This is a genomic window from Nonomuraea fastidiosa, assembly GCF_042751225.1.
GTDB classification, from domain to species: Bacteria; Actinomycetota; Actinomycetes; order Streptosporangiales; family Streptosporangiaceae; genus Nonomuraea; species Nonomuraea fastidiosa.
Genome location: NZ_CP170570.1, coordinates 7,179,520 through 7,193,063 on the forward strand (window position 1 = coordinate 7,179,520; position 13,544 = coordinate 7,193,063).

Annotated in this window: 12 protein-coding genes; 4 read left to right on the forward strand and 8 right to left on the reverse strand. The window is 70.4% G+C overall.

All coding sequences use genetic code 11. From position 1 onward, the window contains the following. Positions 1-12: 12 nt before the first annotated feature. The 4 genes from ACFMQL_RS32845 to ACFMQL_RS32860 all read right to left on the reverse strand — a co-directional run bounded on the left by ACFMQL_RS32845 (position 13) and on the right by ACFMQL_RS32860 (position 5,084). A complete protein-coding gene (locus ACFMQL_RS32845) occupies positions 13-1,797 on the reverse strand; it encodes an ABC transporter ATP-binding protein (RefSeq protein ID WP_364052061.1) in 1,785 nt (594 codons plus the stop codon). 37 nt (positions 1,798-1,834) lie between these two features. Continuing rightward, entirely contained in the window at positions 1,835-2,839 is a 1,005-nt protein-coding gene (locus ACFMQL_RS32850) for an iron-siderophore ABC transporter substrate-binding protein (RefSeq protein WP_364057417.1), read from the reverse strand. Between the two features lie 143 nt (positions 2,840-2,982). Continuing rightward, entirely contained in the window at positions 2,983-4,053 is a 1,071-nt protein-coding gene (locus ACFMQL_RS32855) for a FecCD family ABC transporter permease (RefSeq protein WP_378788641.1), read from the reverse strand. Next, positions 4,050-5,084: a FecCD family ABC transporter permease gene (locus ACFMQL_RS32860; protein WP_378788643.1), complete on the reverse strand. Its 1,035-nt coding sequence runs from the start codon at positions 5,082-5,084 to the stop codon at positions 4,050-4,052. The genes ACFMQL_RS32855 and ACFMQL_RS32860 overlap by 4 nt, the downstream gene beginning before the upstream one ends. Before the next feature lie 87 nt (positions 5,085-5,171). Here ACFMQL_RS32860 and ACFMQL_RS32865 point away from each other — a divergent pair, with 87 nt between their 5' ends. Beyond that, the gene (locus ACFMQL_RS32865) at positions 5,172-6,251 is read left to right on the forward strand and encodes an alpha/beta hydrolase-fold protein (RefSeq protein ID WP_378788645.1); all 1,080 of its coding nucleotides are present in this window, start codon (positions 5,172-5,174) and stop codon (positions 6,249-6,251) included. Positions 6,252-6,323: 72 nt separating this feature from the next. On the opposite strand, the gene ACFMQL_RS32870 is transcribed toward ACFMQL_RS32865, so the two are convergent. Next, positions 6,324-7,271: a methionyl-tRNA formyltransferase gene (locus ACFMQL_RS32870; protein ID WP_364052049.1), complete on the reverse strand. Its 948-nt coding sequence runs from the start codon at positions 7,269-7,271 to the stop codon at positions 6,324-6,326. Positions 7,272-7,382: 111 nt separating this feature from the next. Between ACFMQL_RS32870 and ACFMQL_RS32875 the strand changes: the two genes are divergently transcribed. Together ACFMQL_RS32875 and ACFMQL_RS32880 are read left to right on the forward strand one after the other, a co-directional pair. Then, the gene (locus ACFMQL_RS32875) at positions 7,383-8,699 is read left to right on the forward strand and encodes a lysine N(6)-hydroxylase/L-ornithine N(5)-oxygenase family protein (RefSeq protein WP_364052046.1); all 1,317 of its coding nucleotides are present in this window, start codon (positions 7,383-7,385) and stop codon (positions 8,697-8,699) included. A 190-nt stretch (positions 8,700-8,889) separates the two neighbouring features. Continuing rightward, positions 8,890-9,471, forward strand: a complete 582-nt coding sequence (locus ACFMQL_RS32880) for a TetR/AcrR family transcriptional regulator (protein ID WP_378788648.1) — start codon at positions 8,890-8,892, stop codon at positions 9,469-9,471. 25 nt (positions 9,472-9,496) lie between these two features. Here the strand turns inward: ACFMQL_RS32880 and ACFMQL_RS32885 are convergent, their stop codons facing one another. Then, positions 9,497-9,949, reverse strand: a complete 453-nt coding sequence (locus tag ACFMQL_RS32885; RefSeq protein WP_378788650.1) for an NUDIX domain-containing protein — start codon at positions 9,947-9,949, stop codon at positions 9,497-9,499. A gap of 105 nt (positions 9,950-10,054) precedes the next feature. On the opposite strand from ACFMQL_RS32885, the gene ACFMQL_RS32890 reads away from it, so the two are divergent. Next, complete coding sequence (locus ACFMQL_RS32890) at positions 10,055-10,438, forward strand: hypothetical protein (RefSeq protein ID WP_378788652.1); 384 nt, start codon at positions 10,055-10,057, stop codon at positions 10,436-10,438. 40 nt (positions 10,439-10,478) lie between these two features. Here ACFMQL_RS32890 and ACFMQL_RS32895 read toward each other — a convergent pair whose 3' ends face one another. After that, positions 10,479-11,018, reverse strand: coding sequence for a hypothetical protein (locus tag ACFMQL_RS32895; RefSeq protein WP_364052037.1), 540 nt, complete (start codon positions 11,016-11,018; stop codon positions 10,479-10,481). Then, the gene (locus ACFMQL_RS32900; RefSeq protein WP_364052034.1) at positions 11,019-12,899 is read right to left on the reverse strand and encodes an alpha/beta hydrolase; all 1,881 of its coding nucleotides are present in this window, start codon (positions 12,897-12,899) and stop codon (positions 11,019-11,021) included. It lies immediately after the preceding gene. Positions 12,900-13,544 lie beyond the last annotated feature (645 nt).

A 13,544-nucleotide genomic window follows, 5' to 3' on the forward strand; every position in this document is an offset into this window, starting at 1 on the left:
AACAATGATCGGCTAACCAGACTCGCGCCAGGCCCGCCAGAGCCGCGCGTACCGGCCGTCCGCGGCCACCAGCTCCTCGTGGGTGCCCTCCTCGACCACCCGCCCCGCCTCCAGCACCGCGATGCGGTCGGCGGTCATCGCCTGCGTCAGCCGGTGCGCCACGAACAGCGCCGTACGCCCCCGGCACGCGGCCAGCACCGCGCGCTCCAGCTCGGCGGCTCCCTGGCTGCCCGCCTCCGCGGTCGACTCGTCCAGCACCACCACCGGCGCCCGCCCCAGCACCAGCCGGGCCAGCGCGAGCTGCGCCGCCTTGGTGCCGTCGAGCCGCTCGCCGCCCTCGCCGACCAGCGTGTCCAGGCCGTCGGGCAGCGCCGACACCCACGGCTCCGCGCCCACCGTGCGCAGCGCGTCCATCAGCTCGGCGTCGCTCGCCTCCGGCGCGGCCAGCCGCAGGTCGTCGGCGAGCGTGCCGGAGAACACGTGCGTCTCCTGTGTGAGGATGCTCACCAGTGCCCGCGCGTCCGCCTCGTCCAGGTCGGAGATCGAGGTCGAGCCGATGCGCACCGAGCCGGCCTGCGGGGTGCCGATGCCGGCGATGAGCGCCGCCAGCGTCGTCTTGCCCGCGCCCGTGGCCCCGACCAGCGCGAGCGAGCGCCCGGCCGGGATCGTCAGGTTCACATCGCGCAGCACCGGCCGGTCGGAGCCGGGATAGCCGAACGTCAGCCCCTCCACCGTCACCGCCTGCGGGCCGGGGCCCGCAGGGGCGATGTCAGGGGCGCCCGCCAGGCGTTCCTGGGTGGCCTCGCTCAGCACCCCGACCAGCCGGGCCAGGCTCGCGCCCGACTTCTGCGCCTCGTCGAAGGTGAACATGATCGAGCCGAGCGGGTTGAACAGCCGGTGGAACAGCAGCGGCGCGACCGACGCCTCGCCCAGCGTGATCTGGCCGGTCTCCAGCAGCACGTACCCGGCGACGATGATCAGGGTGAGCCCGATGAACTCGGCGCGGTTCTCCCGGCCGACGAACCGGCCGAAGAGCCGGAACACCTGGATGCCGAGGTTCCGCACCCGCCACGACTCGCGGGCCACCCGCTCGCGGAACAGCGGTTCGAGGCGGTAGGCCCGCACGGTGCCGATGCCGTTCAGCCCGCTGATGAGCGCCTGCGCCCGGTCGGCCTGCGCCTCGCGCTGCCGGCGGTAGAGCGGCGCGGAGCGGGGCAGGTACCAGCGCAGCGCCAGCGCGTACGCGGGCAGCGCCCCCGCGCCGGCCAGCCCCAGCCGCCAGTCCAGGCCGAACATGCCGGCCGTGGCGATGACGACCAGCACCGCCGCAGAGAACAGGGTGGGGATCGCCGTGCGGATGCCCTTGGACACCACGGCCACGTCGTCACCCACCCGCGACAGCACGTCACCGTGCCCGACCTGCTCGATCCTGGCGCTCGGCAGGCCCAGCACCGCCCGCACCGCGCCCTCGCGCAGCCGGGCGAGCAGGTCCGCGCCGAGCCGCCCGATCAGGTACGACGACGCAGCGGCGGCCACCGTGCCGAGCAGCAGGGCGAGCGCCAGCAGCACCCCGATCGTGACCAGCAGGTCGTGCGGCTTCCCGGCGATCACGCCGTCCACCACCTGGCCGAGCAGGAACACCGGCAGCACCTGCAGCGCCGCCCCCGCCACCGTGGTCACGGCGGTCGCGGCGGTCAGCCACGGCGTGTCGCGGCAGTGCGCCACGACCCACCTGGCCGCCTCGCGCGCGCTCGCCGTGCGCAGGATGGCGAGGGCGGTCTCGGTCCCGGTGCTCACACCAGGACCGCCGAAGCTTCGCGGGAATGCGTCCTTGTCACGACTCCACCGACTTGACGAGCTCGTCGATCGCGTACGGCAGCGACAGCAGCGTGCTCTGCGACATGGCCGCGCCGATCGCCGGGCCCTCGCTGTCGAGCAGGTACGAGACGTTGCCGTTCTTGACCGCGGGCAGGTTGGCGAACAGCTTGAACTTCTTCAGCGCGTCCTGGTCGGCCTGGTCGGCGATGACGAAGATGTGATCGACGTCCACCAGGTCGATGCGCTCGGGGGACAGCACCGTGTAGAAGCTGCCGCCCGCGATCTCGTCGATCTCCGGCCGGCCCTTGAAGCCGATGCCCGTCACCAGCCGGCCGCGCACGTCGGTGGTGGTGAAGGGCGCGACCGAGTTCTTGTACCAGGACAGCGCCACCGCGGTCTTCCCGGCCCACTCGGGGTGCGCGTCGCGCGCCGCCTTGAGCTTGGCGTCGATCTCCGCGACCATCTTCGCGCCCTCCTCGGCCTTGCCGAGCGCCTTGGCGATGTGCAGCGCGTTGTCCTGCCAGGGAGCGCTGAACGGCTCCTTCTCGGCCTTGGTACGGGCGACCACCGGCGCGATCTTGGACAGCCGGTCGTAGGCCGCCTGGTCGATCTCCGAGTAGACCGCGACGATCAGATCCGGCCGCAGCGCGGCGATCTTCTCGTAGTTGGGGCCCGAGTCGCCGTTGGTCATGACGACCTCGGGCCGGGTGTCGCCCCACTTGTCCTTCACCCAGGGCCACTGGGTGTTGATGTCGGGCGTCGTGCCCGGCGGGTTCGGGTACTGGTCCACCATGCCGACCGGCTTGATGCCGAACGCCAGGACGGCCTGGTCGTCGGTGTAACCCACGGAGACGACCCGCTCGGGGGCCTTGGTGATCTCCGTGGTGCCGAAGGCGTGCTCCACCGTGACGGGGAACGCGCCGCCCGAGCCGGCGGCGGCGCTCGCGCCGGTGGTCGCGTCCGGCTGCTCCGCGGCTCCGGACCCGCACCCCGCGAGCAGGGCCGCGGCGGACAACACCACCGTCAACCGCCGCAGGGTCTTCGCAACTGTGGATCGAGGGGAGAGCATCCGCAAGTCCCTTTGCTGTCGTGCTGTGGCTGCACCACCGACGTGGGGCAGGCAAACCGTAACACGAACTAGTTAGGCAAGGCTAACCTAACTTTCTAGCGACCTCTGGTTCTCCTGAGGTTGGCCCGCACCAGGACGTACACCAGGAACGGGCCGCCGATCGCCGCCGTCACCACGCCGACGGGCAGCGCCACCGGCAGCGCCGTGCGCGCCACCAGGTCGGCGCCGATCAGCAGCAGCGCGCCCGTCAGACCCGAGGCCACCAGCGGCGGCGTCGCGTACCGGGTGAGCCGCATCGCCACCTGCGGCGCCACCAGCGCCACGAACGGCACCGGCCCCGCCGCGCTCACCGCCACCCCGGCGAGCAGCACCGCGCACAGCAGCAGCACGCCGCGCACCATCGAGAACCGCACGCCCAGCCCGGTCGCCACCTCGTCGCCGAAATGCAGCGGTTTGAGGTGGAAGGCCACGTACGCCACCACGGCGAGCAGCGCCAGCCCGCACCACAGCGCCGGCCACACCTCCTCCCAGGTGCGCGAGTCCAGCGACCCGACCAGCCACGCCTGGGCCCTGGCCACGTCGCGGATGTCGGCCGTGGCGAGCAGCCACACCGTGATCGCCTCCGCCACGGCGCTCACCGAGATGCCGATGAGGATCAGCCGCAAGCCGTCGATGCCGCGCCGCCAGGCCAGCAGATACACCAGCAGGCCGGTGCCCAGGCCGCCGGTCAGCGCCGCCGCGGGCAGGCCGACCGTGCCGGCGATCGCCGACGCGGCCCCGCCCGTCACCGTCACCAGGAACACCGCGACCATGCTCGCGCCGCCGGTGATGCCCAGCACGTCGGGACTGGCCAGCGGGTTGCGCGCGATGGACTGCGTGATCGCCCCCGACACGCCCAGCACCACCCCGACCACCAGCCCGGCCAGCGCGCGCGGCATCCGCAGCTCCAAGACCACGAACTCGTCCACCCGCTCGCCCTGCCCGAACAGCGTCGCCACCACCTGCGGCAGCGCGATGGGGAAGTCGCCGAGCGCGATCGACAGGCAGAACACCAGGAACGCCGCCGCCGCGAGCAGCAGGGTCGCGCACACCATCCACGGCCGCCACACGAACGACGCGCGGCCGACCCGGACGCCCCGCACGCCTCGAACCAGGGTCCCGATCACGTTTTCCTGAACCTTCCGCGCCACACGAGCGCCGCGAAGAACGGGGCGCCGGCCAGGGCGACGACGACGCCCGCCGGCGACTCGCCGGGCCGCGTCACCACGCGCCCCAGGATGTCGCAGGCCAGCAGGACGACGGCGCCGAGCAGCCCGGCGAACGGTACCAGCCAGCGATAGTCGGGCCCGGTCACGTACCGGGCGATGTGAGCCACCATGAGCCCCAGGAACGCGATCGGCCCGCAGGCCGCCGTCGCCGCCCCCGCCAGCACGGTGATGGCGACGACGCCCACCGTCCTGTTCCGCGCGATGTTCACGCCCATCGCACGGGCCACGTCGTCGCCCAGGTTGAGCAGGTTGATGGCGGGCAGCGTGGTCGCCGCCAGCACCAGCCCCGCCCCGATGAACGCGACGACCGGCCAGATCACGTCGAAGCCCACACCGGCCACGCCGCCCGCGTTCCAGAACCGCAGGGCGTTCAGCGAGGTCTGGTCGGTCAGCGCGATCGCCGTCGTCATCGCGGCCAGGAACACCGCGATGCCCTGCCCGGCCAGCGCCAGCGTCAGCGGGCTGCCCGCGCCCTGGCCGAGGCTGGCCAGCCCGAACACCACCGTCCCGGCCGCCGCCGCGCCCAGGAACGCGAACCACACGTACTGGTACGGGTTCGCCAGCCCGAACAGGATGATCACGGTGACCACCGCGAACGAGGCGCCCGCGTTCACCCCGAGCAGGCCCGTGTCGGCGATCGGGTTGCGGGTGTAGCCCTGGATCAGCGCCCCGCCCACGCCCAGCGCGATGCCGGCCGCGATCGCGAGCACGGTCCTCGGCACCCGTACGGTCTGCACGATGAGCGCGATCTCGGTGAGCCGCTGATCGCCGCCCGCCGCTCCGAACAGGCCCTGCCAGACCTCGCCGAGGCTGAGCGCGCGGGCCCCGACGGCCAGCGACGCGCCCGCCGCGACCACCAGGACCAGCGCGAGCCCGCCCGCGCCGAGAACCCGCCGCCGGCGGGCACGTTTCATCGCAGTCGTGCTCATGGCGACGTCGGCAGTTCCTTCGTGCTGGGAAGATCGGACTTAGGTAAAGCTATCCTTAGTTCGCGGTCGATGGGAAGGGACGCGCGCATGGGAGAGACCTTCGCCCGGTACGGGCTCACCGGCGAACCCGGCACCGAGCAGTTCTGGCAGGCGGCGCGCTCGCCCGTCAGCGCGCCGGACGGCGGCGGCTGGATGACGCTCTTCCTGTGGCGCGGCGGCCCGGCCACCCTCTCCTTCGAGAGCCTGCCGGAGCCGGTGCCGCTGGCCCGCTGGGGCGAGACCGACTGCTGGTACGCCGAGGTCGCCATGCCCGCGCGGCTGCGGGTGACGTACCGGATCCTCACCGGCGACGGCGCGCACGCCGACCCGCTCAACCCCGTCGGCGCGGGCGGCGAACGGTCCATCGCGGCCACCCCCGACGTGCCCGGGCAGCCGTACTGGCCCGCCATCGGCCCCGACGACGTGCTGCCGCTCCCCGAAATCCGCCTGCGCTGGACCAGCGCGCTGCTCGGCGGGCGGCGCACCGTGCGCGTGCATCCGGCGGGCGGTGGCGGGCCCCTCGTGCTGCTGCTCGACGGCGACGACTGGCTGTATCTGCACCCGGCCATGACCGCCTTCGACGCGGCCGTGGCCGATGGCGCGGTGCCGCCCGTCACGCTCGTCTTCCTGCCCGCGCGCGACCGGGAGCACGAGTACGCCTGCCGCCCCGAGCTGTGGCGGGCCGTCCGCGACGAACTGCTGCCGCTGATCGCCGGCGGCGGCGTGCCCGCCGACCCCGGCCGGCTCGTGGCCGCCGGGCAGAGCCTCGGCGGGCTCAGCGCCCTGTACGCGGCGCTGGAGTTCCCCGGCCTGCTGGCCGGGGTCGCCTGCCAGTCGGGCTCCTTCTGGTGGGCGCCCGGGGCGGAAGACCGCACCGACCCGCTCGACGGCCTGCCAGGCGGCGCCATCGCCGCCCGCCTGGAGCGGGACCGCCCCGACCTGTCCGGCCTGCGCGTCGCCTTCGACGTGGGGGAGCACGAGCGCCGCATGCTCCCGCACTGCGAACGCGTCGAACGCCTCACCGAGCAGGCCGGAGCCGCCGTGCGGGTGTCGCGTTCGCCCTCGGGCCACGACCGGGCGGGCTGGCGGGGCGCCCTGCTGCGGGACGTCGCCTGGACGCTCGGGTGATCGTTGGCCGCGTCGAGGGCTTCAGGGCCAGGACTGCCGGGGCCTGGGGTGCCGGGTTCCGGGCCGCCGGGTCTAGGGCCGGCGGGTGAGGTAACCGCCCATGCTGCGGAACAGCTCGGTGGCGGGCAGCTCGGCGCCGTCCTCCGTACGTACCTGCTCGATCACCAGACCGTGAGAGCGCCCCTTGCGCGCTTCCGCGCCCGCCACGATGACCACGCCGTCACCCTCACGGATGAAGATCCGCCCCGGCGTGCCGCCGTAGAAGCCGCGCGACACCGACGCCTTGGTCACCCTGATCCGCTCGCCCTTGTAGTAGGTGAAGGCGTTGGGATACGGGTCGGACTGGGCGCGGACCAGCCGCTCGATGTCCTCGGCGGGCCAGGTCCAGTCGATGTTGCCGTCCTCGATCGAACGCTTGTGGAAGAAACTCGCCTGCGAGCGGTCCTGCGGGGTGAAGACGGCCGTTCCGGAGCCGATGAGGTCGAGCGCCTCGGTGACGATCGGGCCGATCAGGTCCACGGTGCGGTGGAACAGGTCCGTGGCCGTGTCCTTCGGGCCCACCGGCACCGCGCGCTGCACCACGATGTCACCGGCGTCCAGCTCCTCGTTCATCATGTGGGCGGTCACCCCCACCTCCTTCTCGCCGTTGATCAGCGCCCAGATCAGCGGGGAGAAGCCGGCGTATTTCGGCAGCAGCGAGTCGTGCACGTTGAGCGTGCCGTGACGGGGCAGGTTGAAGATCTCCGGCGGGATCCAGGTGCGCCAGTTGTTGGCGACGATGAGGTCGGGGTCGGCCTCCTTGAGCCGGGACATCAATTCCTCGTCGTCCGGCCGGTTGCGCAGCAGCACCGGCACACCGTGGGCCTCGGCCAGCTCGGCCACCGAGTCGTTCCAGATCCTCTCGTACGCGTGCTCGCTCCTGGGGTGTGTGACCACGAGCACGACCTCGTGCTCGGAGTCCAGAAGCGCCTGGAGCGTGCGATGCCCCCAGGTCTGGTAGCCGAACATCACGACCCGCATGGTGTCTCCTTGTCGAGAGGAACCGCTTCGGTTAGGGTGACCTTAATTAGGCAAGGCTAACCTAATTTGGGCCTCGTCTCCATCCCCGGTCCGGTCGTCAGAAAGGCCTCCATGTCCTCCTCGGAGCAGCACGTCCATGACCTCATCGGCATCGGCTTCGGGCCCTCCAATCTGGCCCTGGCCATCGCGCTGAAAGAGCGTCACGGTGACGGAGCCGACGCGGTGTTCCTGGAGAAACAGCCCGCCTTCGGCTGGCATCGCGGCATGCTCCTCGAAGGCGCCACGATGCAGGTGTCGTTCCTGAAGGACCTGGTCACGATGCGGAACCCGGCCAGCGAGTTCAGCTTCCTGTGCTACCTGCGGGAAAAGGGGCGGTTGCTCGACTTCATCAACCACAAGACGATGTTCCCGTCCCGGCTGGAGTTCCACGACTACCTCGAATGGGCCGCCGCGCGCTTCACCGGCCAGGTGGAATACTCCTCCGAAGTCGTCGGCGTCACCCCGGTGCATGTGGACGGCGCCATCGAGTTCCTCGACGTGGTGGCCCGCCAGGGCGACGGCACCCTCGTCACCCGCCGCGCCCGCAACCTCGTGCTCGCCGCCGGACTCGAACCCGTCCTGCCCGACGGCGTGGTGAGCGACGAGCGCGTCTGGCACAGCGAAGAGCTCCTCGACAAGCTGCCCGCGCTGCGCGACCCCCGCAGGTTCGTGGTCGTCGGGGCCGGGCAGAGCGCCGCCGAGGTGGCCGGCCACCTGCACGCGGCGTTCCCCGCCGCCGAGGTCTGCGCCGTCTTCGCCAAGTACGGCTACACCCCCGCCGACGACAGCTCCTTCGCCAACCGCATCTTCGACACCGCCGCCGTCGACCACTTCTACGCCGCCCCCGACGACGTGAAGGAGCGCCTGCGGGCGTACCACGCCTCCACCAACTACTCCGTCGTGGACCTGGAGCTGATCGACGAGCTCTACCGCCGCCACTACCAGGAGAAGGTGCAGGGCAAGGAACGCCTGCGCATCTTCAACGCCTCCCGCCTCACCGACGTCTCGCGCGACGACGACGGCCTGCGCGTCGCCGTCCAGTTCCTGCCCACCGGCGAGCGCACCCTGCTGGACGCCGACGTCCTCGTCTACGCCACCGGCTACCGCCCCACCGACCCGCTCACCCTCCTCGGCGAGACCGGCCGCCTGTGCGAGCGCCTCCCGGGTGGCGGTGTGCGCCTCGGCCGCGACTACCGCATCGCCACCTCACCCGAGCTGCGCTGCGGCATCTACGTCCAGGGGGCCAGCGAGCACACCCACGGCCTGACCTCGACCCTGCTCTCCAACACCGCTGTACGCGTGGGCGAGATCGCCGACTCCCTCGCCGACCGCCTCCACGCCACCTCCTCTTCCTCCTGCGCTCCCGGCTCGGTCCGCTCCCTGGTCTGACCGCCCGTCGCGCCGATCGTCCGTGCCTGGTCGATGGGACGGGTCGCCCCGCCGGCCCGTCCCATCGCCGACGGTTCCACCCGTCGCCGCGCGTTCGCACAGCGCTCCCCGCCTCTGCTGCGCTTTCGCCGGGCGCTCCCTGCCTCCGGCGCGCCGCCGCTACGATTCGCTGCGCCGCACGGCGCAGGCGATGGAGACCCGCGCCGAGATAGCCCGCGCCGCGCGCCGCCTCTTCGTCGCGCGCGGCTGGGGTGCGTCGACCGTACGCGACGTCGCACGCGAGGCCGGGGTCTCGGTGCCGACGGTCTATTCGGTGTACGGCAACAAGACGGGGCTGACCCGGGCGCTGGCGGACGCCGCCGGCCTGTCCGCCGACCTCTCGCGCCAGCTCGCCGAGCTGGAGGCACCGGAGGCGACCCCCGGACGCCAGCTCGCCGCGATGGCGGCCTTCGACCGGCGGCTGTTCGAGCAGGCCGGAGACGTCATCGTGCCGCTGCGCGAAGCCGCCCGCACCGAGCCCGAGCTCGCCGCTCTCTACCGCGACAGCCGTGCCCGCGCCGACGAGACCCGCCTGACGGTCTTCTCCTCCTGGCCGGACGGCACCCTCCGCCCGGGCCTGGACGTCCGCACCGCCACCGACATCTACGCGGCCCTGTGCAACATCGACGTCTACACCACGCTCACCGTGGAGCGCGGCTGGTTCCCGGACCGCGTCGAACAATGGTGGGCCGAAACCTTGGCCCGCGAACTCCTCACCTCACCGGCTGGCTGAGAGGCCGCCTGCCCGGAGTGGGGTCTCATGGGGCGGGGCGAAGGGCTCCGGCTTCGATCAGCCGCGGAACCACGTGATGGCGAACCGCCGGAGCCAGCCGAGCCTCATAGCCGTCACGCCCATCGGTCCATCCCAGCGCGGCGAGCTCGGCGGCAGGCTCAGGGCGTCCGGCGAGCGCGGCCGTGAACACTGTCATGCGCATCGGCACACCCTCGAGCGCGGCCACGTCCTCGACCTCGCAGAACAGCTCCGGATCGCGCGGCGCGACGCCGAGCTCCTCCTTCAGCTCCCGCACCAGGGTCTCCTCCGGACTCTCCCCGGCCTCCGGCTTCCCGCCGGGCAGGTAGAACGTCCCCGGCGCGGCCTTCTTGCTGACGACGAGCAGCCGCCCCTGATCAACGACGGCCGCCGCCACCACCCGCATCACACCCCGATCGAACACGCCCGCCAGTATGTCAGCCCGACCAAAGCCCGGCATCGGGGCACCTGTTCAGCGGGCTGTTGACGCAACACTCCATGCCGGGTTCGCACACTTGCCGATCCCAAGATGCGGAGTGGCCGAGATCTCTGATGACCGGCAGTTATGCCCCACCTCTCATACCTGACGTGGTGCGACGGCCCGGAAGCCGAGGATGCGCTGCTCCGGATCGGCGGACTGCCTGACACGATCGCTCACCGCACCATCTTCGAGACGGTCACGGCGGCCTACGCCGCGCGCCCTGAAACCACGGGGCCGCTTACGCGGGAAAGCTGGGGCCCAGGGACCGATGCACAGATCGTCCACACCGAGTACGGCCGGCTCGTCACCGTCATAGACCCATGCGACCCGGAGGAAGAGGACGGCGACGAGGAACCCGCGGAACTCGCGCTGCGCTGGAGAAGCGTCGCCGAGGCGAATGAGGACTGGCGGGCGGGCCCGCTGCGCTGCGGATACGCGGCGAGGCGGCTAATTCATCGCACTGCCTGACGAACGGGCTCAGCTTCGATGGAGCCATCGAGCGGATGCGTCAGGGTGTGGTTGTAGGGGATGGCTCGGGGGTGCCGTTGGGCCAGAGGCAGGTCGAGGTGGCGGTGAGGGTGAGCACGTTGTCGGCTACTCGACCGATGGTGATGAGGAAGTCGTCGGGGCGGGAGTGCCCGAACAGTTGTAGTCCGTTTTCGTGCTCAGCCGTGATATTGTGCCCCTCTTTTTGCCAGTACGCCTTGACGTCGGCGACCACTCTTCTAAGGGCGTTCTCGTCTTTGGGTAGTCCTTCCAGGTGGTACTCGCGGCTGACTTCTATCGGGTCCTCAAAGCCGGGGCCCAATGGATTGTCGCAAACACCGTCAATGAGGCTGGGCCTATAAAGCTCCAGTCGAGGCTTAGGACGAATCACTCCGACGGTTCCGTTGATCAATTGCTCGATGCGAGTGAGCGCCTGCGACTTGGTGATCGTTGGCTCGTCGGCCGACGAGTTCATGCGTCCTCCAAGAGTTCCGCCGGGTTCGCATCCGGCGATGCTAATCACTGCCGCGATAACCAGAATCAACCGGACGGTGCGGAACATTCAGTCTCCCGGCGATGTGGATGAGGACTGCGAAGTGGGTGATGACCGGGGCACCGGATCCTGAGCAGAGCGTGAGCGCGGTGTCGGCAGTTTATCCACGTCCTGGTACCTGCCGGTGATAATGTGCCCCATGTTCAGTAAAGAGGATGAACCCCGAGCCCAGTAGCCGGAGTGAGCGTCAAGGCTGTAGCCGGTCCACCCGGCAGGCGTAGGGTCGACGACAAAGCGGTTCGCGCCGAAGGCGATGTTGCTGGGGTCGGTCCCGAAAGGGCCTTCGCCGTTCGGAAGCCAGGGATGCAGGATGCCCGAGATCGGGTGCCGTCCGCCGCTCATTCCAAGATGGCCAAGATCGGCGATAGGGTCTTGCGGCGACTCGCCTACCCACACATGCTTCACCCCGAGATCGCTGGCCTTTGCCGCCATAGTGCCAGGGCTTCCCAGCAGAATGAGTTGGTCGGCGAATCTTCCTTTCCTCGACTGGGCGGCTATACCGGTCACCACGCTGCCATAGCTGTGGCCCAGAACGGTGAAGCGAGGCGTTCCGGTCGGCTGGTGTGTTGCGTGCAAACCGTCGAGGAAACCTGCCAGTGGACCCGCTCCGTCTTCGGCGAGCTTGGGCGATGCCACTGACGAGTCGGCCCAGAGAACGCTGGCGTCGAGTTGCGGTGCCTTATAGCCAAGCCAAATGATCGAAGCGACTTTTGTGTCAGGAGAGGAGCTGTTGGACTGGTCCCACAGCATTGCGGCGCGATTTGCGTCACCGCCGATCCCCTCCAATGTGCTGCCCGTGCCCGGTACGGAGGTGACCACTGAGTCCGCCTTGTCGGGGTCGCCGAACGAAATGGCCGCCTTACCGAGCCCGGCCAAATCGACCTGGAGCAGAAGGGCCGGCGGGCGACCCTCGATTCCGCCCATCGCCAGGCTCCTTTCGACGGCCGCGATCTTGCGGAGTTCCTCCTCCAGCGCATCTATTTCGAAGAGTAGCTGAGTCTGCCGTGCCCCTCCCTTCATGTTTTCTGCCATCTCGCGCAGTTCCGCTAACTGCTTGTTGATCACGCTCTTACGCATGCCGAGATAGGCGCGGTTCGCGCTGTCGCGGGTGGCGGCGGGTACGCCGTTGAGTGAGCCGACCAGCCGGGGCTCGGCGTCGATGAGGCGTTGGCGAGCGGCCGGGTCGAGCATCTGCCACCAGGCGTGGACGCGGGCGGCGAGGGTGGGGTCCTTGCCGGTGTTCTGTGCCTCCACCACCTTTTTCAGCGCCGCGGTGTCGCCGTTCGCGGCGGCGGCGAGGAGGCCGCCGACGCCGTCCGGATCGGGTGCGAACCCGCCGAACAGCCCGAAGCCGAGCAGGGCCGCGTTCGCCAAGGCACCGTCGGGGCGCTGCTGGAGCACGGTCAGCCGCCTGCGCAGGTCGGCGGCCTGCCCTGTTGCCCAGGTGCCCACAGCCGCGACTTGTTGGGCGGGTACGGGGCTGACGCAAACCGAGCCCAACGCTGCGGAGAGCCGGCTTCCTGCGGCGGGCAGGTCGTGTCCGGCGCGCTCCAGGTCGGCCACCATGCGGGTCATCACTCCCACGTCCATCCCCGAGAAGCCGCCGCGCGTCGACGTGCTGACCGGAAGCGCGGTCGCCAGTGATGGAGCGGTGGCGTTTCCGCCCTGGGCCCGGATGCGCTCGACGATCTGCGCTGCCGCGGTTTCGAAGGCCCGCTGAAGCCGGGTGCGCTGGTCCTGGGTGGCTTGGGTGAAAGGGGCCGCGCCGCCGCCGACCCAGGCGTGGGCCGCCATGTGGCGCAACGTGGAGTCGAGCGCGCCGATATGATCGCCCGCCAGCCGCACCACGCGACTGAGGGCCTCTTCCAGACCGGTCGTCTCGCCCGCCACAAAATCCTAAGATGTCACGCTTCGACAACATTCGTCCGCATGGCATGCGTACTTGTTATGAGCAGCACCCGTGATGCAGTTTCGGACCTTAGCAGGCCCGCACGCAGCGCCCAAACTCCCGCCATGACCTCGCCGCTTGTAAATCCGTATATATCCGGACATGGGCGCCCGGCGGCGCATCGCGGTTCATCGTGCGTCGCTCCTTTTTGCTGGCTGTAGATATGGTCGCTAGGGCGCGGGTTGATTTGTCATCCTCCGCGAGATTTGAGGCATTCGAATGTCGCCGCTGGGCCGGCATCTCCGGTAGATCAAGAACGGCTGTGGGTGACGTCCTGGACCGGGTTCGGTGCGTCGGCCACGATGAGCGCATGGCTGACAGCGGGACGGCGGGGACGGGTGGTGGGGGAGTGGGGTCGCGTTTCAATTGGACGGCGGTGAGTGCGATCGCGGGTTCGCTTGCGGCTCTGGTCGCGCTCGTCGCCTACCTGAGGCCGTCGGTGACATCTGGGACCTCCGCCCCGACTCCGATCCCGGGCGTCACCGTGATCGAGAGTCCGACCCCGACTCCATCTCCTTCGGAAGAAGTCCCTCAATCTCCTCCAACACAGGAGGGTCCACCGACTGATGACCCGACGCCCGAGCCTG

Bases quoted from the DNA above. Each gene is read 5' to 3' on its own strand.
- ACFMQL_RS32880 (WP_378788648.1), top strand. From the start codon at position 8,890: ATGGAGACCCGCGCCGAGATAGCCCGCGCCGCGCGCCGCCTCTTCGTC.
- ACFMQL_RS32865 (WP_378788645.1), top strand. From the start codon at position 5,172: ATGGGAGAGACCTTCGCCCGGTACGGGCTCACCGGCGAACCCGGCACC.
- ACFMQL_RS32870 (WP_364052049.1), bottom strand. From the start codon at position 7,271: ATGCGGGTCGTGATGTTCGGCTACCAGACCTGGGGGCATCGCACGCTC.
- ACFMQL_RS32875 (WP_364052046.1), top strand. From the start codon at position 7,383: ATGTCCTCCTCGGAGCAGCACGTCCATGACCTCATCGGCATCGGCTTC.
- ACFMQL_RS32860 (WP_378788643.1), bottom strand. From the start codon at position 5,084: ATGAGCACGACTGCGATGAAACGTGCCCGCCGGCGGCGGGTTCTCGGC.
- ACFMQL_RS32890 (WP_378788652.1), top strand. From the start codon at position 10,055: ATGCCCCACCTCTCATACCTGACGTGGTGCGACGGCCCGGAAGCCGAG.
- ACFMQL_RS32895 (WP_364052037.1), bottom strand. From the start codon at position 11,018: ATGTTCCGCACCGTCCGGTTGATTCTGGTTATCGCGGCAGTGATTAGC.
- ACFMQL_RS32885 (WP_378788650.1), bottom strand. From the start codon at position 9,949: ATGCCGGGCTTTGGTCGGGCTGACATACTGGCGGGCGTGTTCGATCGG.